Origin of the sequence: Bradyrhizobium sp. 215_C5_N1_1, assembly GCF_052075935.1 — a bacterium.
GTDB lineage: Bacteria > Pseudomonadota > Alphaproteobacteria > Rhizobiales > Xanthobacteraceae > Bradyrhizobium > Bradyrhizobium barranii.
This window is the reverse complement of sequence record NZ_CP197228.1, coordinates 7066240-7088517: the sequence shown is the minus strand read 5'-3', so window position 1 is coordinate 7088517 and position 22278 is coordinate 7066240. Positions and strand designations below refer to the sequence as shown.

Below are 22278 nucleotides of genomic sequence, written 5' to 3'. Positions count from 1 at the left end.
ACCCTCGCGCCTATCGCGCGCGGGCGCTCTGATCCGTCGATGTCCTTTGCGTCGCCCCGGCCAGCTGGTCATCGACCGCATACAGCGTGCAGGTCGGCGACCATTTCATGCAGGCGCTAAGCGAATCGCGCCGGGCGTCGTCGGCGGTCGTGCGGCCCGAACGCCAGCCGTAACCGCCGTTCGGCGACACCGCAAAAGCCTTGTGCGGCATGGTGCTGGCGAGATAGCGGGAGAATTCGGCGCGCGCGGCCTCGTTGAGCTGGCCCGGCGGCGGCAGCGGATCGGGAAGGCTCAGGATGTCATGGCCGAGCCCGCGCTCGCGCAGGAAGGCGTCGAGATAGGGCGTCCATTGCGGGCGGCCCACCACCGAATAGAGATAGTGGCCGTCATCGCCGTAAGGCGGCGCCGCAATGAATTTCGCGTGACCGCCATTGCCGCGAAATCCGTCATAGAGGCGGCGCGCGAGATCGGGACCGAAGAACGAATCGTTGGCCGCATAGACCCACAGCATCGGCACGCGCGAGGTTTTGCCGAACGTGGCGAACGCCTGCACCAGCCCGTCCTTGTTGCAGACGTCGTCGTCATCGCGCGAGCCGCGGCCGCCGGCAAAGCTGATCGCGGCGACGAGACCACTCGGTGCCTGCGCGGTCAGCGCGACGGTGGCAAGCCCGCCGGCGGAATGGCCGGCCGCGATCATGCCCGATGTCGTGACGTCGGCCCTGCGCCCCATCGCATCGATCGCCGCGCGCAAATCCGCGATCGCAACCGCCGCCGCCGGCAGATAGGTGGCATTCGCGCAAACGCCGACGCTGTCGACGCGCCCGCCGGGCGAGGTGCCATATCCGCGCCGCATCACGATCAGCGCGGCAAAGCCGCGCCGGGCATATTCGAGCGCGATCCCGTAATATTTGTGCGCCGACATGGTCGCGCGGTCGTCGAAACTGCGCGGCGAGCCGTGGTTGAGCAGCGCGAGCGGATAGCGCTTCGTTCCGGCCGGCCGGACGAGAAAGGCCTCCAGCCCCTGCGGCCCGGCCTCCGCCATCGGAATGCGCAGGTCTTCCGTGTAGAACTCCGCGGCCGTCGCATTGGTCACGATGCCAGCGGTCGCAAGCCAGGCCATCAGCACAACCAAGAGCCTGTGAAACAGCGTCATGCCCCGACTCGAAAAAGCCCCGATTTGAAAGACCATAGCATGATCTCAGGAACGGCCAGCCAACCGCGCGTGTTGTGCCCTTGGCGGGGGCCCGGCCGATGCTATGGTAATCCACAAACTCTGCACGACAGGACGAGGATATTTCAGTGGCTGATGTTGACCCCGCGGCGGGCAAGCTGGTCTCGCCGGACGCGCTCACCAATGTTCCGCGGCTGGTGACGGCCTATTTCGCCGGCAAGCCCGATGTCGGCGATCCCACGCAGCGGGTGGCGTTCGGAACCTCCGGCCATCGCGGCACATCGTTCAAGAACAGCTTCAACGAGGGCCACATCCTCGCGACCACGCAGGCAATTTGTGACTACAGGACAGAAAAGGGCCTGACCGGTCCGCTCTTCATCGGCATCGACACCCACGCGCTGGCCGAGCCGGCGCTGGTCAGCGCCGTCGAGGTGTTCGCCGCCAACGGCGTCGACATCATGATCGACAAGGACGGCGGCTACAGCCCGACGCCTGTCATCTCGCACGCGATCCTGACCTACAACAAGGGCCGCGCTAGCGGCCTTGCCGACGGCGTCGTCGTCACGCCCTCGCACAATCCCCCCGAGGACGGCGGCTACAAATACAATCCCCCGCATGGCGGCCCGGCCGACACCGACGCGACCTCCGTGGTCGAGAAGCGCGCCAACGCCTATCTCGCCGACGGCCTGAAGGGCGTGAAGCGCATCGACTACGCCAAGGCGCGCAAATCCGCGAACGTGCACGCCTACGACTTCATCACGCCCTACGTCGCCGATCTCGGCAATGTCGTCGATCTCGATCTGGTTAAATCCGCCGGAATCAATATCGGCATCGATCCGCTCGGCGGCGCCGCCGTGCATTATTGGCATCCGATCATCGAGCGCTACGGCCTGAAGGCCACCGTTGTGAACGAGGCGATCGATCCGACCTTCCGCTTCATGACCGTCGACTGGGACGGCAAGATCCGCATGGATTGTTCCTCGCCTTACGCGATGGCGAGCCTGATCGCGATGCGCGACCGCTTCGACGTCGCCTTTGCCAACGACACCGATGCCGACCGCCACGGCATCGTGACGCGCACCGGCGGCCTGATGAATCCGAACCATTACCTTGCGACCGCGATCTCCTATCTGTTCGCGAACCGCCCGAACTGGGGCAGGGATGCCGCGATCGGCAAGACCGTGGTGTCGAGCTCGATCATCGACCGCGTCGCCAAGAAGCTCGGCCGCAGGCTGGTCGAGACGCCGGTCGGCTTCAAATGGTTCGTCGACGGCCTCCTCACGGGCGGATTCGGCTTCGGCGGGGAGGAGAGTGCAGGGGCCTCGTTCCTGCGCCGCGACGGCGGGGTGTGGACCACCGACAAGGACGGCATCATCCTCGGCCTGCTCGCAGCCGAGATCATGGCGAAGACCGGCCGCGATCCCAGCCAGCTCTTCAACGACCTCACTGCCGAGCTCGGCGTGCCGCACTATGCGCGCATCGACGTCGCCGCCACTGCGCCCCAGAAGAACATCCTCAAGTCCGTCACGCCCGAGCAGCTCGGCCTCAAGGACCTCGCCGGCGATCCCGTCCGCGCCACGCTGGGCAAGGCGCCGGGCAACGGCCAGCCGTTCGGCGGCATCAAGGTCGAAACCGATTTCGGCTGGTTCGCCGCAAGGCCGTCGGGCACCGAGGACGTCTACAAGATCTACGCGGAAAGCTTCCGCAGCACCGAGCACCTGAAGCGGATTCAGGAAGAGGCCCAGGCAGGGCTGAAGAAGGTGTTCGGGGCGTAGGGCGCCGAGCCCAGGACGACTCTTCGGTTGCTGCTCCGAGGAAGTGTTTGCCGCATTCTCCGCTGTCATCACCCGCGAAAGCGGGTGATCCAGTACGCCGCGGCCGTGCCGTGATGCGGAGGAGCTGCGGCGTACTGGATTCCCCGCCTTCGCGGGGAATGACTTCCGGTATAGTTGTATACATAACCAAGATAATAGGTATCCAAATACGCCATATTTAGCCTTGAACGATTCTACCTCTCCGCTATTGTATACATAACGTATTCATAAGCGCTTGGGAGAGCGACCCGTGACAAAACCCTTTCCGATGAACGCCTGGTACGCCGCGGCCTGGGACGCCGACGTCAAGCCGGCGCTGTTGCCGCGGACGATCTGCGGCAAGCATGTCGTGATGTACCGCAAGGCCGACGGCTCGGTGGCCGCGCTGGAGGATGCCTGCTGGCACCGCCTGGTGCCGCTGTCCAAGGGCCGGCTGGAAGGCGACACCGTCGTCTGCGGCTATCACGGCCTGAAATACAATGCGCAGGGGCGCTGTACCTTCATGCCCTCGCAGGAGACCATCAATCCGTCGGCCTGTGTCCGCGCCTATCCCGTGGTCGAGCGTCATCGCTACATCTGGCTCTGGATGGGAGACCCTGCGCTCGCCGATCCCGCGCTCGTCCCTGACATGCACTGGAATCACGATCCGGCCTGGGCCGGCGACGGCAAGACCATCCGCGTCAATTGCGACTACCGCCTCGTGCTCGACAATCTCATGGACCTCACCCACGAGACCTTTGTGCACGGCTCGTCGATCGGCAACGATGCGGTCGCCGAGGCGCCGTTCGACGTCACCCATGGCGAGAAGACGGTGACGGTGACGCGCTGGATGCGCGGCATCGAGGCGCCGCCGTTCTGGGCCAAGCAGCTCGGCAAGCCCGGCCTCGTCGACCGCTGGCAGATCATCCGCTTCGAAGCCCCGTGCACGATCGCGATCGATGTCGGCGTGGCGCCGACAGGTACCGGCGCGCCCGAAGGCGACCGCTCGCAGGGCGTCAACGGTTTCGTGCTCAACACCATCACGCCGGAGACCGAGAAGACCTGCCACTATTTCTGGGCCTTCGTGCGCAACTATCAGATCGGCGAGCAGCGCATCACCACCGAGATCCGCGAAGGCGTCTCCGGCATCTTCCACGAGGACGAACTGATCCTCGAGGCGCAGCAGCGCGCCATGGACGAGAACCCCGATCGGATCTTCTACAACCTCAACATCGATGCCGGTGCGATGTGGACGCGCAAGCTGATCGACAGGATGGTGGCGAAGGAAAGCGCGCCGCAGCAGCTCCAGGCCGCGGAGTAGGCCAGGTGAAAGCAGCGCCCGAGCGAGAGGTCGACCGCTCCGTCTCGCAGACCGTGAAGGCGCAGCTCGCGCTGCGCGACCAGATCCTGTCGGGTCGCTTACGGCCCGGCGAGCGCATCTCCGAGCTGCAGGCGGTGGAGACGACCGGCGCCTCGCGCACGCCGGTGCGCATGGCGCTGGTGCGGCTCGAGGAGGAAGGCCTGCTGGAGGCGATTCCCTCAGGCGGCTTCATGGTGAAGGCGTTTTCCGAGCGCGACATCTCCGATTCCATCGAGCTGCGCGGCACGCTCGAAGGGCTCGCCGCGCGCTTCGCAGCCGAGCGCGGCGTTTCCGCGCGCGAGCTCGAGCCGCTGAAGGAGTGCCTTGCCGCAATTGACGAATTGCTGCGCCAGGTGCCGATCTCGGTCGACGCGTTCTCATCCTATGTCACGCTGAACGCGCGCTTCCACGCACTGCTCACGGAATTGTCGCGCAGCCCGCCGCTGATCCGGCAGATCGACCGCGCTTCGGCGCTGCCGTTCGCCTCGCCAAGCGGTTTCGTGATGGCGCAATCGGCGCTGCCCGAGGCGCAGCAGATTCTGATCATCGGGCAGGAGCACCATCGCGTCGTGATCGACGCCATCGAGAACCGCGAAGGCGCCCGCGCCGAGGCCGTGATGCGCGAGCACGCGCGCCTCGCAGTGCGAAACCTGCGGCTTGCGCTGCGCAACCGCACCCATCTCGACCTCTTGCCGGCGCTCGCGCTGATCAGGACCGCAACCGACTAGGGCAATCGCCATGCGCTTCATCGAAACCTGGATTCCGGCAACGCTGGTCGCGACGCGCGATCTTGCGCCGGGCATCCGCGAATTCTTGATCCTGCCGGATCAGTTCGACGGCACGGCCTATCCGGTCGGCAGCCACATCAATATCAGCGTGACCATCGACGGCCTGCCGGAGACGCGATCCTATTCGCTGGTCGGTGAGGCGTCCTCGCGCGGATTCAGGATCGCGGTGCGCCGCGCCGAGGATTCCCGCGGCGGCTCGCGCTACATGTGGCAGCTCACCCCCGGGGCTCGGCTCGACATCACCCGGCCGGCTTCGCTGCTCGCAGTCGACTGGACGCGCGAAAACTATTGCCTGATCGCTGGCGGCATCGGTATCACGCCGATCCTTGGCGCCGCACAGGCGCTGGCGCGTCGCGGCGTTGATGTCACGCTGCATTATGCCGTGCGCTCGCGCACCGATGCCGCCTATCTCGACGATCTCGCCAAAATGCTCGGTGAGCGCCTGCTCGTTCACGCGAGCGACGAGGGCCGGCGACTCGACCTCGATGCGCTGTTCGGATCATTGCCGCAAGGTGCGCTGGCGCTGTTCTGTGGCCCGATGAGGATGCTGGATGCCGCGCGCCACGCCTGGATCGGCGCCGGCCATCCGCTTCCCGATCTCCGCTACGAGACCTTCGGCTCCAGCGGCACGCTGCCGACCGAGACGTTTCGCGTGCGCCTGAAGGGGACCGATGTCGAGCTCGAAATCCCGCGCGAGCGCTCGATGCTTGATGTGCTCAATGCCAGCGGACACGACGTGATGTACGATTGCAAGCGCGGCGAATGCGGCCTGTGCGCGATCGACGTGGTCGAGGTCGACGGCGAGATCGATCATCGCGACGTCTTCTTCAGCGATCACCAGAAGCAAAGCAACCAGAAGATCTGCGCCTGCGTCTCCCGCGCCCGCGGTACCATCACCGTGGACACGCTGCTCCGGGAAGATGCGGTCTGACCGGAGCTGGAAGGCGTACTCGGAAACCGCGATCAGCCTGAAGGCTCGCGCATCCGCCCTACTTTCGGAGCGGGCGGGTGCAGGTCGTCCTGGCGAGGCAGCTAAGGGCGGTGACGAAGCGGGCTTTGCAGCGTCAATGGGCCGGCAAGAGCGCTTCGTGCGGTCCACCAATCATGATAGGTTTGCTCTCGGCAATAGATGCGTTCAGCCGGTCTTGGACAGCAAGGGTGGAGGTTCTGCCATGAAATCCAATTCTGTCTCGCTGGCAGTCGATGCGTTCGCCACAGGGCGAGCTGACGCGCTGATTTTAATCGGCCGCATTCTCCTCGCGTGGGTATTCGTCGGAAGCGCGTATGGAGCAATATCCAACTTCAGCGGCTCTGTGGGGTATTTCAGGTCCCTGAATCTTCCAGCACCCGAGCTGTTCACGATGACGAACATCGTACTGGAAGTATTGATATCCGTTGGTTTGATATTGGGCGTCGGTACGCGCTACTGCGCAATTCTGACGTTTGTGTTCGTATTGGCGGCAACGGCTATTGCGCACCGCTACTGGGAGTATCCCGCGGGTGCGCAGCAGATCGGTCAATACAACCACTTCCTGAAGAATGTCTCGATCATGGGAGGCGCGATGTTGATCTTCGTCACCGGGGCGGGCCGGTTCAGTTTCGATCGGGCATCGTAGCCGAGATCACTTCAAGTCGGGCTTGAAAGCTTCCTCTATCGCGCGGCGGATGCTCTTTGAGAGCTGTTTCAGGGTCTTGCTCACGAGGGCGAAGAGAAGCATCAACCATGTCGCAAGCGCGGCACACCACAGCACGACTTCAAATATCTCAGGCATGATGATGCCCCTCAAAAATAATTACTTTGAAATGAGGCAAGTGTTGCTTAATGGGGCCGACACGGCAAGCCGTCTTGAGAGTGGTAGCGCGCCGAAACACTCGGAAACGCTCTCAAAACAGCGGACAGCCTTAGGTCAGGGATGCAGACCAACCCTATGACCGCGAAGACTGGCGCGGGATGCAGAACTGCCTGGCAGTGATTCATTTGCAAAGGGTGGCTTGAAGAAATTCTGCCCTGCGCGAGTCTGCTTCACCCCTGGAAGCGGACCGCCTCACATTTGCGAGTATTTCCCTACGCCGCGTAAGTCGCCCGCTGCTTTTTCGTGTTCAACAGCGCCAGAACGCCATCGGCCGACACCGGCCGGCTGATCAGATAGCCCTGCGCTTCGTCGCAACCGAACTGGCGCAGAAACTCGAGCTGGTCGGCGGTCTCGACGCCTTCCGCAACCACGCCGATGCGCAGGTCGCGCGCCAGCGAGATCACAGACTTCACGATCGCGGCGCAGTCGGGCTGCACCAGCATGTCGCGGATGAAGGACTGGTCGATCTTGATACGGCTGAACGGCAGCTTGCGCAGATAGGTGAGCGAGGAGAAGCCGGTGCCGAAATCGTCTAGCGCCACCGTGATGCCAAGCTCGAGCAGCGCGTTCAGGATTGACGCCGCGGAGCCGTATTTCGACAGCAGCATCGATTCCGTGATCTCGACCTCGAGCCGGTGCGGGGCGACCTTCGCGTCCGCGAGCGCCTGCACGATGGTCTGGAGGATGCCGGTGCTGTGAAACTGCGCGGCGGAGAAGTTCACGGCGACCCTGATGTCCTCCGGCCAGTCCGAAAGCGTCGCGCAGGCACGCCGGATCACCCATTCGCCGATCTCGTGGATCAGCCCGGTCTCCTCGGCGATCGGGATGAATTCGCTCGGCGGCACCAGTCCGCGCCGGGGATGCTGCCAGCGCAGCAGCGCCTCGAAGCCGGTGATGCGGTTCTCGCCGAGATCGAGGAACGGCTGGAACACCAGGAACAGCTCGTCTCTGGCGATGGCGCCTTCGAGGTCCGCTTGCAGCGCCTTGCGATCGCGTGACACCCTGTCATCGGCTTCCTCGAAGAAGCAGACCGTGCCGGGACCTGCTTTCTTGGCGCGATACAGCGCCGCGTCGGCATTCTTCATGATGTCGAGCTGCGTGGTGCCGTCGCGCGGCGCCAGCACGATGCCGACGCTGGTCGCGCCGGCGATCTGGCGGCCCTCGATCTGGAACGGTTCGTCGAAGGCCGCGACGAAGCGTTCGGCGATCTCGAGCGCATCCTCCGGCCGTGCCAGATTGGCCATCACCAGCGCGAACTCGTCGCCGCCAATTCGCGCGACGTGCTCGGCCGCGCGCGTGCAGCGTTGCAGCCGGCCTGCGACCTGGATCAGGAATTCGTCGCCGGCGGGGTGGCCGAACTTGTCGTTGACTTCCTTGAAGCGGTCGAGGTCGAGCAGGAGCACCGCGAATTCCTCGCCGGACAGGGCCATCCGCCGGAGCGCGGCTTCGAGCGTCTCGTTGAAGGCGAAGCGGTTGGGCAACAGCGTGAGGGGATCCTGCCGGACCGTGCGCTCGGCCTCGATCTGCCGGATCACGCGCCGCGCGAAAGCGAATGAATTGACGAACACCGCACGCAGCAGCACGCTGCCGTAAACCACCACCAGGATGGCCATCAGCACATAGGCGGGATCGCCGTCGCGGCCGAGGCAGATGGCGATGCCGACGAAGATGGGGCTCGTGAAAGCGATGGCCGCAATCGGGATCGTGGCGAAGGCTAGTGCGCCGCCGGCCAGCATCCCCGAGCAAAGGCAGGTGATGACGAGCTGGCCGCCGGTCGCGGCATTCGCGAAGAAGGCGACCGGGACGATGCCCCAGGCAACGCCGAGCACGAAGGCGTTGCGCACCAGCCGATGCATCGCCCGACGCGAAACGAATTGCGGTTTTGTGATCCGGCGCGAGGCGTGGGATTGCAGGCCGAACGCGATCGCGGCGCCGGCCACGATCGCGGCCCAGGCCAACGCAAACTTCCAGTCCGGCGAATGCCAGAGCGCGATGGCGAGTACGGCCGCGTTGCAGGCATTGGCAAGCATGATGCCGACGGAGTAGCCGAGCACCAGTGACATCTGATCGGCGCGGATATGTCCGGCGACGGCTTCGTCGGTTGCAGGACCGCCAAAGGCCGACAGATCGCCGGCGAACAGCCGCGCGAAATAGCTGGTCGTTTGAGTCCGCATTCCAGGGCCTAGCAGCATGGGCCGTTTGTCCGGCTCGATCAGGAGGATTCGCTGCAAACCTTTGACGAAATATGAATTATCCCCGCTGGCCACGATCGCCATGGCCACTTCTGCGTGTTCAAGCGAGGGTATCGATAACAAATCGATACAAATGCGGCGCCCCGCGTTACGGTTGTAACAGTGGGCCGATCGCAGAACGCGCTCGGCCTTCATGGTTCGAGACGCGCCGCAAGGCTGCGCTCCTCACCATGAGGGTCTAAGATGTTGCCGCGGAGCAGGCCTCATCCTGAGCAGCCCGCTGAAGGCGGGCGTCTCGAAGGATGGCCGCGAGGAGGCTGCCAGCCCGCTCTGTTGCCAAATGTGCCGAACGTCACCGCCCGAGCTGCTTCGGATCATAATAGAACCGTTCTTCGATCAGCTGATCGCCCTGCCAGGTCTGCCACGCGATCTCATCCAGCGTTCGGACGACGCCTTCGGCATTGGTGAAGCTGAACCGCCAGCGTGTCGCGACGTGATCGCCCTCGATCAGGCTCGGCCCGATGCGGACGGCCTTGACCTTCCTGGAGGCCGCGAGCACGCCGCGCTCCTTGGCGACGAGCTTGTCGCGGCCGACTGTCGGGGCGGCGTTGTTCTCATAGGTCGCGGCATCGGACGTGTAGTACTGCTCGATCGCTTCGACAAACTCCCCATCCTCCAACCGCTTCGCAAAAGCTTCGACGACGTCACGGCTCGGCATGGCGCACCTCACGATTAAAACAGACTGATAGTCGGTAAATACCGACCGGTAGTCGAAAAGTCAACTGGCCGGGTGCGACGAATTGGACTAGACGGGAGCGATGGCAAAGCAGGCGGAGCGGCGGGCGGCGACATCCGAGGCGATCCTGACGGAGGCGCGGCGCCTGTTCGGGACGCAGGGCTTTGCCGCGACCACCGTGGACGACATCGCGGCGGCCGCGGGCGTTGCCAAGGGCGCGGTCTATCATCACTTCAAGACCAAGGAGGTGGTGTTCGAAGCGGTGTTCGATTCTGTCTCGCGCGATCTCGTCGCCGAGATCGACCGCACCGCGCGCGCCGAGAAGGACGTGCTCGCCGCGATGGTCGCCGGCACGCAGCATTACTTTGCGGCGACCGCCAAGGGCCCGACAGGTCAGATCATCCTGCGCGACGGCCCGGCCGTGCTCGGCTGGGAGCGCTGGCGGGAGATCGACGCGCAGCATTTTGGCGGTAAGATGCCGCGCGCGCTGTCGGTGGCGATGGAGGCCGGCCTCATCGCAAAGCAACCGGTCGAGCCGCTGGCGCGGCTGCTGCTCGGCGCGGTGACGGAGGCGGCGGTCGCCTGCGCCGGGCGCACGGATATCGCAAGGGCAGGGGCGGAATATGCCCGTGCGTTCAAGTCACTGGTCGAGGCGCTGCGTCTACGCGCATGATTGTGCTAGTGACGAACCGGAAACGCCCACACCAACAAAAAGAACAGTAGCGCATGAACGCAAATTCCTCCCTCGCGCCGTCCGATCCTGAGTTCGACTACATCATCGTCGGCGCCGGCTCCGCTGGCTGCGTGCTCGCCAACAGGCTGTCTGCGAACGGCAAGCACAGCGTGCTGCTGCTCGAGGCGGGACCTAAGGATTCCAACATCTGGATCCACGTGCCGCTCGGCTACGGAAAACTGTTCAAGGAGAAGACGGTCAACTGGATGTATCAGACCGAACCGGAGCCCGAATTGAAGGGGCGCCAGGTGTTCCAGCCGCGCGGCAAGACGCTGGGCGGATCGAGCTCGATCAACGGCCTGCTTTATGTCCGCGGCCAGCACGAGGATTACGATCGCTGGCGCCAGCACGGCAATGCCGGCTGGGGCTATGACGACGTGCTGCCCTATTTCAAGAAAGCCGAGAACCAGGCGCGTGGCGCCGATCAATATCACGGCAGCGGCGGCCCGCTGCCGGTGTCCAACATGGTCGTGACCGATCCGCTGTCGAAGGCCTTCATGGATGCCGCGGTCGAGACCGGTCTGCCCTACAACCCCGATTTCAACGGCGCCACGCAGGAGGGCGTCGGCCTGTTCCAGACCACGACGCGCAACGGCCGCCGTGCCTCGACGGCGGTGGCCTATCTTGGACCCGCGAAGACGCGCAGCAATCTCAAGGTCGAGACCGAGGCGCTCGGCCAGCGCGTGCTGTTCGAGGCACGCCGCGCGGTCGGCGTCGAATACCGGCAAGGCACAACCGTGCGCCGGGCCCGCGCGCGCAAAGAGGTCGTGCTGTCGAGCGGCGCCTACAACTCGCCGCAGCTCCTTCAGCTCTCCGGCGTCGGCCCTGCCGATCTCTTGCGCAAGCACGGCATCGATGTCGTGCTGGACGCGCCGGGCGTCGGCCACGATCTCCAGGACCACATGCAGGTCCGCATCGTGATGCGCTGCTCGCAGAAGATCACGCTCAACGACACCGTCAATAATCCGTTTCGCCGCACGTTGGCCGGCGCGCGCTATGCGCTGTTCCGGAAGGGCTGGCTGACCATCGCGGCCGGCACCGCGGGCGCGTTCTTCAAGACCAATCCTCGCCTCGCTTCGCCCGACATCCAGGTGCACTTTCTGCCGTTCTCGACCGACAAGATGGGGGAGAAGCTGCATGATTTTTCCGGGTTCACGGCGTCGGTGTGCCAGCTCCGGCCCGAAAGCCGCGGGACCTTGCGCATCAAAAGCGCGGACCCGACCGCGCCGCCGGAGATCCGCATCAACTACATGTCGACCGAGACCGATCGCACCACCAATGTCGAAGGCCTGAAGATCTTGCGCAAGATCCTGAATGCGCCGGCGCTGAAGCCGTTCGTGGTCAGCGAGTACGATCCTGGCGCAAAGGTATCCACGGATGGAGAGCTGCTCGATTATTGCCGCGAGCGCGGCAGCACCATCTACCATCCGACCTCGACCTGTCGTATGGGCAATGACGCGCTGGCGGTGGTGGACCAGCGGCTGAAGGTGAGGGGGCTCGAAGGCCTTCGCATCGTCGACGGTTCGATCATGCCGGACCTCGTGTCGGGGAATACCAACGCGCCGATCATCATGATCGCCGAAAAGGCCTCCGACATGATATTGGAGGATGCGCGATAAACATTGCGCTGAAAGGACATTCGACTTGGCTACGCGACTGAAGATCGGCACACGCAAGAGCGCGATGGCGCTGGCGCAGACGGAAGAGATCGCGCGCCGCCTGACCGCCGCCATGCCCGATCTCGATGTCGAGATCGTCAAGTTCGACACCACGGGCGATCTCGACCAGACCGGCAAGCTGCTGCCGCATGGCGGCAAGGGCGGCGCCTTCGTGGCGCAGATCCGCGCTGCCGTGCTCTCCGGCGAATTGCAGGCCGCGATGCATTCGCTGAAGGACATGCCTGGCAACGAGGACACGCCCGGCCTCGTCATCGGCGCTACGCTATCGCGCGATCCCCCGAGTGACGCACTGGTGCTGCGCGATGGGGTGACGCTGGAAGCGCTGCGCCAGTCGCGCGGCAAGGGTTTCAAGATCGGCACCAACGCCGTGCGTCGCGCCGCCTATGCGCGGCGGCTGTTTCCCGATGTCGAAGTGATCCACTTCCGCGGCGCCGCTGACACCCGCGTGCGAAAACTCGACAATGGCGAGAAGCAGAAGTTGCCGGATGGCGGCGCGGTTGGTCCCGCCGATGCGCTGATCATGGCGCGTTCCGGTCTTGACCGCGTCGGCCTCTCGCACCGTATCGCCTATGAATTCTCCGCGGCGGAGATGCTGCCCGCGGCAGGGCAGGGCATCGTCGCCGTGGAATGTGCCGCGCAGGACTGGCAGACGCGGCAGATCCTGGCATCGATCGACGATCCCTCTGCGCACGCTTCTGCCGATGCCGAGCGCGAGGTGCTGTGGGTGCTCAACGGCCATTGCAATTCGCCGGTGGCGGGTTTTTCGACCATCGCAGGCGATCAGATGTCGCTGACGGCGTCCGTGCTCGACCTCTCCGGCAACACCATCATCGAAGCCTCGCACACGGGCCCCGCCAACCGCCCGCGCGAGCTCGGCCGTGCGGTGGGACTGGAGCTGCTGACGAAGGGCGCCGCCGAGATCATCGAGCGCAGCCGGCCGCGCTAAATTTTGAGAGCGCAGTACGTACAGCATCCGTCATTGCGAGCGTAGCGAAGCAATCCAGGCTGTCACCGCCGAGAGATTCTGGATTGCTTCGCTGCGCTCGCAATGACGGCGCGGAGCCTCAGCCCCGCACGCGCTTCAGCATCTGCTCGACATGGGCGATCGGCGTCTCCGGCTGGATGCCGTGGCCGAGATTGAAGATGAAGCGCCCTTGCGCAAAGTTCGCCAGCACGTTGTCCACAGCGCGATCGAGCGCAGCGCCGCCTGTGATCAGCACCAGCGGATCGAGATTGCCCTGCACGGCGACGCGGCTCTGCACGCGCTCGCGGACGAAGGCCGGCTCGGCAGTCCAGTCGATGCTGACGGCATTCACGCCGGTCGCCTCGACGTAACCGGGCAGTTGCGCGCCGGCGCCGCGCGGAAAACCGATGATCTTCGAATCGGGCACTTTTGCGCGCACGCCTTCGACGATGCGCCGGGTCGGCTCGACCGACCAGCGCGCGAACTCGGCCGGCGGCAGCACGCCGGCCCAGGTGTCGAAGATCTGCAACGCATCGGCACCGGCCGCGAGTTGCGCCAGCAGATATTCGATCGAGTTCTCCACGAGCACGTCGATGATTTTCGCAAACGCCTCCGGATGCCGGTAGGCCATCATCCGTGCCGGCGCCTGGTCGGGCGTGCCCTGGCCTGCGACCATGTAGGTCGCCACCGTCCACGGCGCTCCGCAGAAGCCGATCAGTGCGGTCTTGGGATCGAGCGCACCGCGCACGAGCCTGAGCGCTTCGAACACCGGTTTGAGCTTGCTGAAGTCGGCGTGCGCGGCGAGTGTCGCGACTTTTGCGGGATCATCCAGCGGCTCCAGCCGCGGACCCTCGCCAACCTCGAACCGCACGGAACGGCCGAGCGCATAGGGGATCACCAGGATGTCCGAGAAGATGATCGCCGCATCGAAGCCGAACCTGCGGATCGGCTGCAGCGTCACTTCGGCGGCAAGCTCCGGGTTGAAGCAGAGATCGAGGAAGCCGCCGGCCTTGGCTCGCACCTCGCGATATTCCGGCAGATAACGCCCGGCCTGCCGCATCATCCACATGGGCGGGGTAGCCTGGCGCTGGCCGGAGAGCACGTCGATGAAGGGCTTTGTCGCAGACTGGGGCACGGACGGTCCTATCAAGATTGAGGTTCCTGATACACTGCCGGAAGCCGGAGCGGAACAGTGGAACCAGCGCAAATGCACCGCGTTGACCTCCCAATCGAGGAGGACTCCATGGCTGAGACATTCAATCCCGCGCCGCACGACAAGCACGCTGATGATCTTGGCAAGGCGCTGGCCGCCGATCGCCATACCAGGCTTGAAGCCGGGCTGGAGGACAGTTTCCCTGCGTCCGATCCGGTCAGCGCTGCGCAGCCGACACCGTCGAAGGCCGATGCGGACGCCGACAGTCCCTCGCTCTGGGACAAGGTTAAGTCGATCTTCAGCTAAGGCCGACGTTCAGCGAGCGCCGGGGCGCTCGGTTTCCGATAGGGTCGCTAACGCATTGTTAGCGATCCAGCGACGCTCCAGTCCGTAGGAGTACGGGAAAACCCGCATAACGCTGCGAATGTCCTCAAGCGTTTCAGGGTTCAATAACAGAAGCGGTGGAAGTTCCGGCGATCGGAGATTTCTGCCGCATGACCGTCGCCTCACAAAGAGCCGGATGGAGCCGCCTGCCGTTGCGCGCGGCGGCGTTCGTCGTGCTCACTTGTGCGACCATCCTCGGCGTCAGCGGCTGGCGTGAATGGGCCGCGCGCGATGCCGTGCTCAAGGGCGCCGAGACCGAGATGGCGAATGTTGCGCGCTCGCTGACGCAGCATGCGGAGGACAGCCTCGACCTGCTGGATTCCGGCGTCGTCGGCGTCGTCAGCCGGCTGGAGATGGACGGCGCCGAACCCGCCACGATCGCCAAGCTCAGGAACCTCTTGGAGGCGCGCAAGAAGGCGATCGCGCGCATTCACAGCCTCGCCATTATCGACGACCAGGGCAACTGGCTGACCTCGCCGGGCACGATCGGCTCGACGCTCAGCGACGACGCTTTCTTCCGTCATCACCAGCTGTCCTCGAAACGGGAGCCTCATGTCGGCCATCCGGTGCGGAGCCAGCTCGATGGCGAATGGGTCGTCACCCTGTCGCGCCGCTTCAACAAGCAGGACGGCAGCTTCGGCGGCGTCGTGCTTGCGACCATCAGCGCGAACTATCTCGCGCATTTCTACGAGCAGTTCGAGCTCGGCCGCAACAGCTCCGTGGCGCTCGTGCATGGCGACGGCATGATCATCGCGCGCAATCCAAGCAACGACAGGTTCGTCGGCCGCAGCGTCGCCGACACCCCGCTATTCCGCGACGCGAGCCTGCAGCAGCCGGGCGGCGCATACCATTTCAGGTCGCCGCTGGACGGCGCCGAGCGCGTCAGCTTCTTCAAGCGCTCTGGCCGTTATCCGCTCGTCCTGCTTGCCATGGTCGACAAGGCCGAGCTGCTGGCGCCCTGGCGAGCCGCGGCGATCTCTCGCATGCTCTACGTGCTCGCGCTGGTCGTGCTGATCGCGGTCATCGGCGCGGTGCTGGTGCGGCAGTTGCAGCGGGGCCAGCGCATGGCCGCGGCCCTGGTCGAGAAAGAGGCGCATTTCCGCCTGCTCGCGGAAGGCTCCAGCGACATGGTGACCCGCATCGGGCTCGACGAGCGGCTGCGCTATGTCTCGCCCTCGTCGGTTCGCGTCGTCGGCTGGCGGCCCAATCAGCTGATCGGAACGCCGGCGCTCGCCGGCATCCATGCGGATGATCGGCCGCAGGTCCAGGCGCTCGTCGATGCCATGAAGCGTGGCGAAAAGGACGAGGCGCGCGTCACCTATCGCAACGCGCACCGGCAAAACTCGGAAGTCTGGCTCGAATCGACCATGCGGGTGACGCGCAAGGAAAACGGCAGCGTCGACGGGGTGGTCGCGATCTCGCGCGACATCACCGAGCAGAAGAAGCTGGAGACCAGGCTCGAGACGCTCGCGATCGAGGACAGCCTCACCGGGCTCGCCAACCGCCGCCGCTTCGACGAACGGTTGAAGGAGGAATGGGCGCGCGCCTATCGCGACCGCTCCAGCCTCGCTTTGCTGATGATCGACGTCGATCACTTCAAGGCCTACAACGACGAATACGGCCACCCCGCAGGCGATGCCTGTCTGCGCGTGGTGGCGAAGGTCATCGCGGCCGAGATGCAGCGCGCCGGAGATCTGGCTGCGCGCTACGGCGGTGAGGAATTCGCCATGCTGCTGCCGAACACCGATGCCGCCGGCTGCGCGCGGATCGGCGAGCGGATCCGCCGGGCGATCCGCGAGGCGGGCCTCGTCCACAGCACCAATCACGCGTCGGGCTGCGTCACCGCTTCGCTCGGCGGCGCGGCCTGCCGGCCCGCGCTGGAACGCACCGCCGGCGTGGGCTCGCTCGTCGAGGCAGCCGATCAGGCGCTCTATGCGGCGAAGCAGGGTGGGCGCGACCGCCTGATGATGTCGGTCGAGGTGGCGAGCCTGCTGCCGAAAGCGTCAGGGCTGTAGCTCATCATCCTCAATAATGCGGCGGGGGCTCGTTGGCGGGGCCCGGCGCATTCGTCTCGGCTTCCTGAAGTCGCTCGCCGAGCTCTGCGATCTTCCGCGTCAGCGCGTCGATCTGCTTCCACTGCGCGGTGATCGTCTGGTTGAGTGTCTCGATCGTATCGTCCTGATAGGCGATGCGCGTCTCCAGCGTGTCGATGCGTTCGCCCAGCGTCTTGATGTCACTCGTCACGGTCGTGCCCCAATTCCTGTTCGCGTAGGCCCCGTTCGCGCAAGCCATGACCGAGTGCGACGCGCTCGTCGAATACAAAACATTCGCCGCGCCAGCGGCTCTGCGCCTCCGGCACCTCTTCGAGATATTTGAGGATACCGCCCTTGAGGTGATAGACCTCGGCAAAGCCGCGCGCGAGCAGATGCGCGCTCGCCTTCTCGCAGCGGATGCCGCCGGTGCAGAACATCGCGATCCTGCGGTGCTTTGCCGGATCGAGCTGCTCGGCGGCAAAATCCTTGAACTGGCCAAAGCTCTTGATCTCGGGATCGACCGCACCCTCGAACGTGCCCATCGCCACCTCGAAGGCATTGCGGGTGTCGAGCACCAGCGTGTCGGGTGCTGCGATCAGCGCGTTCCATTCGGCGGCCTCGACGTACGTGCCGACCTGGCGCGTTGGATCGGCGGCCTCGTCGCCGAGCGTGACGATCTCCTTCTTCAGCCGCACCTTGAGCCGGCCGAACGGCATCGCCTCGGCGGTCGAGAATTTCAGCTCGAGATTGTTCAGCCGGCCGCCGAACAGGGCGCCGTGCGCGAGCTCGTGGACGAAGGCGTCGATCGCCTCGGGCGCACCCGCAATCGTGCCGTTGATACCTTCCTGGGCGAGCAGCACGCTGCCCTTGAGCGCGAGGCCCGCGCAGAACGCGCGCAACGGCTCGCGTAGCTCGCGGTAATCGGGCAGGGCGGCGAATTGGTAAAAGGCGGCGACCTTGTGGATCATGGCGGCTCGTTTAGCAGGCGGCCGCCGCCCAGAAAACCCGCATGGCCCCGGACGGCAAAAGGTCTATACGCCCAGCGGATGGCAGCTATTTCGCTGGTATGCCAGCATTGCCCCGGCGGGCTGGAATGTGTCATGTAGGCCCGGTTTTTCCGAGACGGCGCGCCCTCCGCGTCGACCGCCCAAGAGAGCCCCCCAAGAGAGCCCTGAGAGAGCAAAACTTCGATGAGAAACTTCCATTTCCCCGGCAGGTCCACGGTCCACGCCACCAACGCGATGGTCGCGACCTCGCATCCGCAGGCCTCCCTGGCCGCGATCGAGGTGCTGCGCGAGGGCGGTACGGCGGTGGACGCGGCGGTGGCGGGTTCGGCGCTGCTCGGCGTGATCGAGCCGCAATCGACCGGCATCGGCGGCGACTGCTTTGCGCTGATCCAGCCGCGCGGCGAGGGCAAGATCATCGCCTATAACGGCTCCGGCCGGGCCCCGAAGGCGGCGAACGCCGACTGGTATCTCGAGCGCAAGATCAATTCCGTGCCGCTGACCTCGGCGCATGCGGTCTCGATCCCCGGCGTGATCGACGCCTTCGCGACCGTGCTGCGCGATCACGGCAAGTTCGGCTTCGACCGCCTGCTCCAGCCCGCGATCAAGGCGGCGGAAGAGGGTTACGTCGTCGCCCCGCGCATCGCCTTCGACTGGAAGAACCAGTTCGAGAAGCTGAAGGGTGGCACCAACACGGTGCGTTACCTGTTGCCGGGTGGCAAGCCGCCGGTCGCCGGCGACATCATCCGCCAGGCCGAACTCGGCAAGACGCTGCGCGCGATCGCCAAGGACGGCCGCGACGCCTTCTACAAGGGCGCGATCGCGGAGGATATGGTCGAGACCCTGCGCGGGATCGGCGGCCTGCACACGCTCGACGATTTCGCCGCCCACACCACCGAGACGACGACGCCGATCGGCACCAACTACAAGGGTTACGACGTCTGGCAGTGCCCGCCGAACGGCCCGGGCGTCACCGCGCTCTTGATGCTCAACATCCTGTCGCGGTTCGACCTGACCAAGTACGCGCCGCTCAGCATCGAGCGCTTCCATCTCGAAGCCGAAGCCGCGCGCATCGCCTACATGAACCGCGAGATGCATGTCGCCGACCCTGAGCATATGAAGATCGACGTCGCCGAAATGCTCGCGAAGGGCTTTGCCGACGAGTACATCAGCAAGATCCGCATGGACGGCATGCTCGACCTGCCGAACGTCGCGCCGCCGATGAATCCCTCGACCATCTACATCACGGTCGTGGACAAGAACCGCAACGTCTGCTCGTTCATCAATTCGATCGCGCATTCCTTCGGCTCGGCGATCGTCTCGAACAAGACCGGCGTGCTGTTCCAGAACCGCGCCGGTGGGTTCCGCATCCAGCCCGGCCATCCCAATTGCATCGCCGGCGGCAAGCGTCCGCTTCACACGATCATGCCGAGCCTGCTCACCAAGGGCGGCCGCTCCGTGATGCCGTTCGCGGTGATGGGCGGACAATATCAGCCGGTCGGCCAGACTCACGTGGTGACCAACATCCTCGACTATGGCTGCGACGTGCAGGAGGCGATCGACATGCCGCGCGGTCTGCACTACGAGGGCCAGTACCAGCTGGAGGACAGCGTGCCTGCCGATATCGTCGAAGGCCTGAAGAAGCTCGGCCACAAGACCACCAGCGTGGTCGGCCCGCTCGGCGGCGCGCAGGCGATCTGGATCGACTGGGACAAGGGCACGCTCACCGGCGGTTCCGATCCGCGCAAGGACGGCTGCGCACTGGGCTATTAAGGGCCGAGGGCTGGAAACGATTGCTTCGTTGCGCTAGACACCTTCCGCCTCAAACGGAAGGTCTCTTATGCAGCGTTTCCAGCGCGCACTCTTCGCCATCATGTCGGCACTTGCGATCACCGTGATCGGCAGCGTGTCGACATTCGTTTCCACCACGGCCTCGGCCCAGACCGCAGGAAAACCCATGACCACAGCTTCAGGCTTGCAGACCATTGATAACGTTGTCGGCACCGGTGCCTCGCCGAAACCCGGCCAGATCTGCGTGATGCATTACACCGGCTGGCTCTACGAGAACGGCCAGAAGGGCAAGAAATTCGACTCGTCGGTCGACCGCAACGAGCCGTTCGAGTTTCCGATCGGCAAGGGCCGTGTCATCGCCGGCTGGGACGAGGGCGTTGCCACGATGAAGGTCGGCGGCAAGCGCACGCTGATCATCCCGCCGCAGCTCGGCTATGGCGCGCGCGGCGCCGGCGGCGTGATCCCGCCGAACGCGACTTTGATGTTCGACGTGGAATTGCTCGCGGTGAAGTGAACCTACGTCGTCATGCCCGGGCTTGTCCCGGGCATCCACGTTCTTTCCTTCGTGCAGCCAAGACGTGGATGGCCGGGACAAGCCCGGCCATGACGGATAGAGATCAGCGCAAAACAAAAAGACCGGCCTCGCGGCCGGTCTCTTCGCTTTCAGATTGACGCGCGTCACTCCGCCGCGCGCTTTGCCGCAGCCGCGGCGCGATCGATTGCTTCCTTCGCGGCGTCCTTGGCGTCGCCCATGGCCTGCTGGCCCTTGCCCTTCACTTCCTGGACCACGCCTTCGCCCTTCAGGCGATCGGAACCGGTGGCTTCACCGATGCCCTGCTTGGCCTTGCCGATGGCCTCGTTGGCGGTGCCCTTGATCTTGTCGCTCGTGCTACCCATGAAACTCTCCTTCCAGTTGGCTCGCGAAAACAACGCCTGCCGACTACGAGAGTTCCGATTTTGGGTATGGCTTGATAGGCCCGCTTTGGTTAGCTTGCCGCGCACGGAACCAACAGAAAGCAAGTCCCATGACCGGCCATGACCACACGCATTCCCACCATGACCACGATCATGACGATCGCTGGAAACATGACGGTGTGCGCGTCATTCCCGGCAATCAGCTCGATACCAATGTGCCGTCGACGGCCGGCATGGACCGCGCGGCCGCGATCAATTTCGCGCGCGTCGGCGCGCAGAAATTGTGGGCGGGCACGGTCAGCATCAAGCCGGACGCCAAGACCGGTGCGCATCACCACGGCCATCTCGAAAGCGTCATCTACGTGGTGAAGGGCAAGGCGCGGATGCGCTGGGGCGAGAGCCTGCAATTCACCGCGGAGGCCGGCCCCGGCGATTTCATTTTCGTCCCGCCTTACGTGCCGCATCAGGAGATCAACGCCAGCCGGGACGAGGTGCTGGAATGCGTGCTGGTGCGCAGCGACGGCGAGGCGGTCGCGATCAACCTCGACATCGAGCCGGTCGAGAAGCCCGAGACCGTGCTGTGGATCGACCCCGTGCACCGGGATCCCAACGAGAAGAAGTAAGGGCCTGAAAGCCTGCTGGTTCTGTGCGACAGAACCACGCAGGCACGGCCTTCAAAAAATATTCGGAAGCCGTGTCGGATGGCCGTCGGGCCATCCGTCCTTGGGCAGAACCCCGCCCAAGGAGCCTCCGATGCCCAAAATGATCTTCGTCAATCTGCCGGTGACCGACCTCAAGCGCGCGACGGCCTTTTACGAGGCGGTCGGTGCGGTCAGGAACCCGCAATTCAGCGACGAGACGGCGAGCTGCATGGTCTTCTCCGAGACCATCTTCGCCATGCTCCTGACCCACGACAAATTCCGCAAGTTCACGCCGAAGCCGATCGCGGATGCCAAGACCTCCAACCAGGTGCTGCTCTGCCTCTCGGCCGACAGCCGCGTCGAGGTCGATGACGTCGTCGGCAAGGCCGAGGCCGCGGGCGGTGTGGCCGATCCCAGCCCGAAGGACGAATACAGCTTCATGTACGGCCGCAGCTTCGAGGATCCGGATGGTCATATGTGGGGCGTGAACTGGATGGACATGGCGGCCTTCGCCGCGCAGTCCGACATGGCGAACGCCTGACCGAAGCCAACGAATATCGACCATCCCAAGAGGAGCATTCACGATGTCCAAGCTCGTGCCCTGCATGTGGTTCAACGGCGATGCCGAGGAAGCCGCGAAGTTCTACGTGTCGCTCGTTCCGAACTCGGAAATCACGCACGTCCAGCGCAACGTTTCGGACGGCCCGTCCGGCAAGACAGGCTCGGTGCTCGTCGTCGAGTTCACGGTGGCCGGGCAGCCCCTGGTCGCGCTCAACGGCGGCATGAAGGTGGAATATACCCACGCAATCTCGCTGATGATCCATTGCGACGATCAAGCTCAGGTCGACAGCGTCTGGAGCGCGTTCCTTGCTCATGGCGGCAAGGAGCAGCAGTGCGGCTGGATCAGCGATCGCTGGGGCGTATCCTGGCAGGTGGTGCCGAAGGTGATGTTCGAATTCCTGTCGAGCCCAGACAAGGCTGCGGCTGCGCGCGCGATGCAAGCCATGATGAAGATGGTCAAGCTCGATGTGGAAGTGCTGCGTCGCGCGTTCGAGGGCAAGTCGGCAGCGTGACGTCAACACAGGTGC

At 64.7% G+C, this 22278-nt stretch carries 24 protein-coding genes; 15 read left to right on the top strand and 9 right to left on the bottom strand.

From position 1 onward, the window contains the following. Positions 1 to 10 precede the first annotated feature (10 nt). A complete protein-coding gene (locus AB7G19_RS33960; protein WP_085399123.1) occupies positions 11 to 1153 on the bottom strand; it encodes an alpha/beta hydrolase family protein in 1143 nt (380 codons plus the stop codon). A gap of 146 nt (positions 1154 to 1299) precedes the next feature. Between AB7G19_RS33960 and pgm the strand changes: the two genes are divergently transcribed. From pgm to AB7G19_RS33935, 5 genes are all read left to right on the top strand, one after another. After that, the gene (gene pgm, locus AB7G19_RS33955; protein WP_354078978.1) at positions 1300 to 2946 is read left to right on the top strand and encodes a phosphoglucomutase (alpha-D-glucose-1,6-bisphosphate-dependent); all 1647 of its coding nucleotides are present in this window, start codon (positions 1300 to 1302) and stop codon (positions 2944 to 2946) included. A 289-nt stretch (positions 2947 to 3235) separates the two neighbouring features. After that, positions 3236 to 4285: an aromatic ring-hydroxylating dioxygenase subunit alpha gene (locus tag AB7G19_RS33950; RefSeq protein WP_187387662.1), complete on the top strand. Its 1050-nt coding sequence runs from the start codon at positions 3236 to 3238 to the stop codon at positions 4283 to 4285. A 5-nt stretch (positions 4286 to 4290) separates the two neighbouring features. After that, positions 4291 to 5052: a GntR family transcriptional regulator gene (locus tag AB7G19_RS33945; protein ID WP_028148569.1), complete on the top strand. Its 762-nt coding sequence runs from the start codon at positions 4291 to 4293 to the stop codon at positions 5050 to 5052. A gap of 10 nt (positions 5053 to 5062) precedes the next feature. After that, the gene (locus AB7G19_RS33940; RefSeq protein WP_085399121.1) at positions 5063 to 6043 is read left to right on the top strand and encodes a PDR/VanB family oxidoreductase; all 981 of its coding nucleotides are present in this window, start codon (positions 5063 to 5065) and stop codon (positions 6041 to 6043) included. A gap of 241 nt (positions 6044 to 6284) precedes the next feature. Then, the gene (locus AB7G19_RS33935) at positions 6285 to 6728 is read left to right on the top strand and encodes a DoxX family protein (RefSeq protein WP_071917677.1); all 444 of its coding nucleotides are present in this window, start codon (positions 6285 to 6287) and stop codon (positions 6726 to 6728) included. 6 nt (positions 6729 to 6734) lie between these two features. Here AB7G19_RS33935 and AB7G19_RS33930 read toward each other — a convergent pair whose 3' ends face one another. The 3 genes from AB7G19_RS33930 to AB7G19_RS33920 all read right to left on the bottom strand — a co-directional run bounded on the left by AB7G19_RS33930 (position 6735) and on the right by AB7G19_RS33920 (position 9875). Further along, positions 6735 to 6884 (bottom strand): hypothetical protein, encoded by a 150-nt coding sequence (locus AB7G19_RS33930; protein WP_166084486.1) that lies wholly within the window; start codon positions 6882 to 6884, stop codon positions 6735 to 6737. Between the two features lie 293 nt (positions 6885 to 7177). Further along, complete coding sequence (locus AB7G19_RS33925) at positions 7178 to 9139, bottom strand: putative bifunctional diguanylate cyclase/phosphodiesterase (protein ID WP_085399130.1); 1962 nt, start codon at positions 9137 to 9139, stop codon at positions 7178 to 7180. A gap of 370 nt (positions 9140 to 9509) precedes the next feature. Further along, the gene (locus AB7G19_RS33920) at positions 9510 to 9875 is read right to left on the bottom strand and encodes a nuclear transport factor 2 family protein (protein ID WP_085399120.1); all 366 of its coding nucleotides are present in this window, start codon (positions 9873 to 9875) and stop codon (positions 9510 to 9512) included. 100 nt (positions 9876 to 9975) lie between these two features. On the opposite strand from AB7G19_RS33920, the gene AB7G19_RS33915 reads away from it, so the two are divergent. Genes AB7G19_RS33915 through hemC form a run of 3 tightly spaced genes read left to right on the top strand, consistent with a single transcriptional unit; the run spans position 9976 to position 13251 of the window. Beyond that, positions 9976 to 10566, top strand: a complete 591-nt coding sequence (locus AB7G19_RS33915) for a TetR/AcrR family transcriptional regulator (protein ID WP_085399119.1) — start codon at positions 9976 to 9978, stop codon at positions 10564 to 10566. Positions 10567 to 10619: 53 nt separating this feature from the next. Continuing rightward, positions 10620 to 12245: a GMC family oxidoreductase gene (locus AB7G19_RS33910; RefSeq protein WP_085399118.1), complete on the top strand. Its 1626-nt coding sequence runs from the start codon at positions 10620 to 10622 to the stop codon at positions 12243 to 12245. A 25-nt stretch (positions 12246 to 12270) separates the two neighbouring features. Continuing rightward, positions 12271 to 13251 carry a hydroxymethylbilane synthase gene (gene hemC / locus AB7G19_RS33905; RefSeq protein WP_085399117.1) on the top strand — a complete coding sequence of 327 codons (981 nt, stop codon included), beginning with the start codon at positions 12271 to 12273 and terminating at the stop codon, positions 13249 to 13251. Between the two features lie 118 nt (positions 13252 to 13369). Here hemC and hemE read toward each other — a convergent pair whose 3' ends face one another. Further along, the gene (gene hemE, locus AB7G19_RS33900; RefSeq protein WP_085399116.1) at positions 13370 to 14404 is read right to left on the bottom strand and encodes a uroporphyrinogen decarboxylase; all 1035 of its coding nucleotides are present in this window, start codon (positions 14402 to 14404) and stop codon (positions 13370 to 13372) included. Positions 14405 to 14512: 108 nt separating this feature from the next. Here hemE and AB7G19_RS33895 point away from each other — a divergent pair, with 108 nt between their 5' ends. Both AB7G19_RS33895 and AB7G19_RS33890 read left to right on the top strand, forming a co-directional pair. Then, complete coding sequence (locus tag AB7G19_RS33895) at positions 14513 to 14728, top strand: hypothetical protein (RefSeq protein ID WP_071917675.1); 216 nt, start codon at positions 14513 to 14515, stop codon at positions 14726 to 14728. 188 nt (positions 14729 to 14916) lie between these two features. Next, complete coding sequence (locus AB7G19_RS33890) at positions 14917 to 16821, top strand: diguanylate cyclase domain-containing protein (protein ID WP_085399129.1); 1905 nt, start codon at positions 14917 to 14919, stop codon at positions 16819 to 16821. 10 nt (positions 16822 to 16831) lie between these two features. On the opposite strand, the gene AB7G19_RS33885 is transcribed toward AB7G19_RS33890, so the two are convergent. Both AB7G19_RS33885 and trhO read right to left on the bottom strand, forming a co-directional pair. Further along, positions 16832 to 17050 carry a SlyX family protein gene (locus tag AB7G19_RS33885; protein WP_063985210.1) on the bottom strand — a complete coding sequence of 73 codons (219 nt, stop codon included), beginning with the start codon at positions 17048 to 17050 and terminating at the stop codon, positions 16832 to 16834. Continuing rightward, positions 17040 to 17807 carry an oxygen-dependent tRNA uridine(34) hydroxylase TrhO gene (gene trhO / locus AB7G19_RS33880; protein ID WP_085399115.1) on the bottom strand — a complete coding sequence of 256 codons (768 nt, stop codon included), beginning with the start codon at positions 17805 to 17807 and terminating at the stop codon, positions 17040 to 17042. The genes AB7G19_RS33885 and trhO overlap by 11 nt, the downstream gene beginning before the upstream one ends. A gap of 222 nt (positions 17808 to 18029) precedes the next feature. Here trhO and ggt point away from each other — a divergent pair, with 222 nt between their 5' ends. Further along, on the top strand, positions 18030 to 19616 hold the full coding sequence (gene ggt, locus AB7G19_RS33875) for a gamma-glutamyltransferase (protein WP_441268740.1): 1587 nt from the start codon (positions 18030 to 18032) through the stop codon (positions 19614 to 19616). A gap of 33 nt (positions 19617 to 19649) precedes the next feature. Here ggt and AB7G19_RS33870 read toward each other — a convergent pair whose 3' ends face one another. Further along, positions 19650 to 19802, bottom strand: a complete 153-nt coding sequence (locus AB7G19_RS33870) for a hypothetical protein (RefSeq protein ID WP_245343969.1) — start codon at positions 19800 to 19802, stop codon at positions 19650 to 19652. On the opposite strand from AB7G19_RS33870, the gene AB7G19_RS33865 reads away from it, so the two are divergent. Continuing rightward, positions 19738 to 20148, top strand: coding sequence for an FKBP-type peptidyl-prolyl cis-trans isomerase (locus tag AB7G19_RS33865; protein WP_245343968.1), 411 nt, complete (start codon positions 19738 to 19740; stop codon positions 20146 to 20148). The two genes, AB7G19_RS33870 and AB7G19_RS33865, sit on opposite strands and share 65 nt — an antisense overlap. Positions 20149 to 20312: 164 nt before the next feature. On the opposite strand, the gene AB7G19_RS33860 is transcribed toward AB7G19_RS33865, so the two are convergent. After that, complete coding sequence (locus tag AB7G19_RS33860; protein WP_028148583.1) at positions 20313 to 20531, bottom strand: CsbD family protein; 219 nt, start codon at positions 20529 to 20531, stop codon at positions 20313 to 20315. Positions 20532 to 20659: 128 nt separating this feature from the next. On the opposite strand from AB7G19_RS33860, the gene AB7G19_RS33855 reads away from it, so the two are divergent. The 3 genes from AB7G19_RS33855 (at position 20660) to AB7G19_RS33845 (ending at position 22263) form a co-directional block, all read left to right on the top strand. Next, positions 20660 to 21172 carry a cupin domain-containing protein gene (locus tag AB7G19_RS33855; RefSeq protein WP_028148584.1) on the top strand — a complete coding sequence of 171 codons (513 nt, stop codon included), beginning with the start codon at positions 20660 to 20662 and terminating at the stop codon, positions 21170 to 21172. Positions 21173 to 21302: 130 nt separating this feature from the next. Further along, positions 21303 to 21731, top strand: coding sequence for a VOC family protein (locus AB7G19_RS33850; RefSeq protein WP_085399112.1), 429 nt, complete (start codon positions 21303 to 21305; stop codon positions 21729 to 21731). Between the two features lie 43 nt (positions 21732 to 21774). Then, positions 21775 to 22263: a VOC family protein gene (locus tag AB7G19_RS33845; protein ID WP_071916231.1), complete on the top strand. Its 489-nt coding sequence runs from the start codon at positions 21775 to 21777 to the stop codon at positions 22261 to 22263. Positions 22264 to 22278: the final 15 nt, after the last annotated feature.

What these genes read in the sequence shown, in the direction of transcription:
- AB7G19_RS33960 (WP_085399123.1), bottom strand. Translation starts at nt 1,153, where the DNA reads ATGACGCTGTTTCACAGGCTCTTGGTTGTGCTGATGGCCTGGCTTGCG.
- AB7G19_RS33940 (WP_085399121.1), top strand. Translation starts at nt 5,063, where the DNA reads ATGCGCTTCATCGAAACCTGGATTCCGGCAACGCTGGTCGCGACGCGC.
- AB7G19_RS33935 (WP_071917677.1), top strand. Translation starts at nt 6,285, where the DNA reads ATGAAATCCAATTCTGTCTCGCTGGCAGTCGATGCGTTCGCCACAGGG.
- AB7G19_RS33930 (WP_166084486.1), bottom strand. Translation starts at nt 6,884, where the DNA reads ATGCCTGAGATATTTGAAGTCGTGCTGTGGTGTGCCGCGCTTGCGACA.
- AB7G19_RS33925 (WP_085399130.1), bottom strand. Translation starts at nt 9,139, where the DNA reads ATGCGGACTCAAACGACCAGCTATTTCGCGCGGCTGTTCGCCGGCGAT.
- AB7G19_RS33920 (WP_085399120.1), bottom strand. Translation starts at nt 9,875, where the DNA reads ATGCCGAGCCGTGACGTCGTCGAAGCTTTTGCGAAGCGGTTGGAGGAT.
- AB7G19_RS33915 (WP_085399119.1), top strand. Translation starts at nt 9,976, where the DNA reads ATGGCAAAGCAGGCGGAGCGGCGGGCGGCGACATCCGAGGCGATCCTG.
- AB7G19_RS33910 (WP_085399118.1), top strand. Translation starts at nt 10,620, where the DNA reads ATGAACGCAAATTCCTCCCTCGCGCCGTCCGATCCTGAGTTCGACTAC.
- AB7G19_RS33895 (WP_071917675.1), top strand. Translation starts at nt 14,513, where the DNA reads ATGGCTGAGACATTCAATCCCGCGCCGCACGACAAGCACGCTGATGAT.
- AB7G19_RS33890 (WP_085399129.1), top strand. Translation starts at nt 14,917, where the DNA reads ATGACCGTCGCCTCACAAAGAGCCGGATGGAGCCGCCTGCCGTTGCGC.
- trhO (WP_085399115.1), bottom strand. Translation starts at nt 17,807, where the DNA reads ATGATCCACAAGGTCGCCGCCTTTTACCAATTCGCCGCCCTGCCCGAT.
- ggt (WP_441268740.1), top strand. Translation starts at nt 18,030, where the DNA reads ATGAGAAACTTCCATTTCCCCGGCAGGTCCACGGTCCACGCCACCAAC.
- AB7G19_RS33870 (WP_245343969.1), bottom strand. Translation starts at nt 19,802, where the DNA reads ATGGGTTTTCCTGCGGTCTGGGCCGAGGCCGTGGTGGAAACGAATGTC.
- AB7G19_RS33860 (WP_028148583.1), bottom strand. Translation starts at nt 20,531, where the DNA reads ATGGGTAGCACGAGCGACAAGATCAAGGGCACCGCCAACGAGGCCATC.
- AB7G19_RS33855 (WP_028148584.1), top strand. Translation starts at nt 20,660, where the DNA reads ATGACCGGCCATGACCACACGCATTCCCACCATGACCACGATCATGAC.
- AB7G19_RS33850 (WP_085399112.1), top strand. Translation starts at nt 21,303, where the DNA reads ATGCCCAAAATGATCTTCGTCAATCTGCCGGTGACCGACCTCAAGCGC.
- AB7G19_RS33845 (WP_071916231.1), top strand. Translation starts at nt 21,775, where the DNA reads ATGTCCAAGCTCGTGCCCTGCATGTGGTTCAACGGCGATGCCGAGGAA.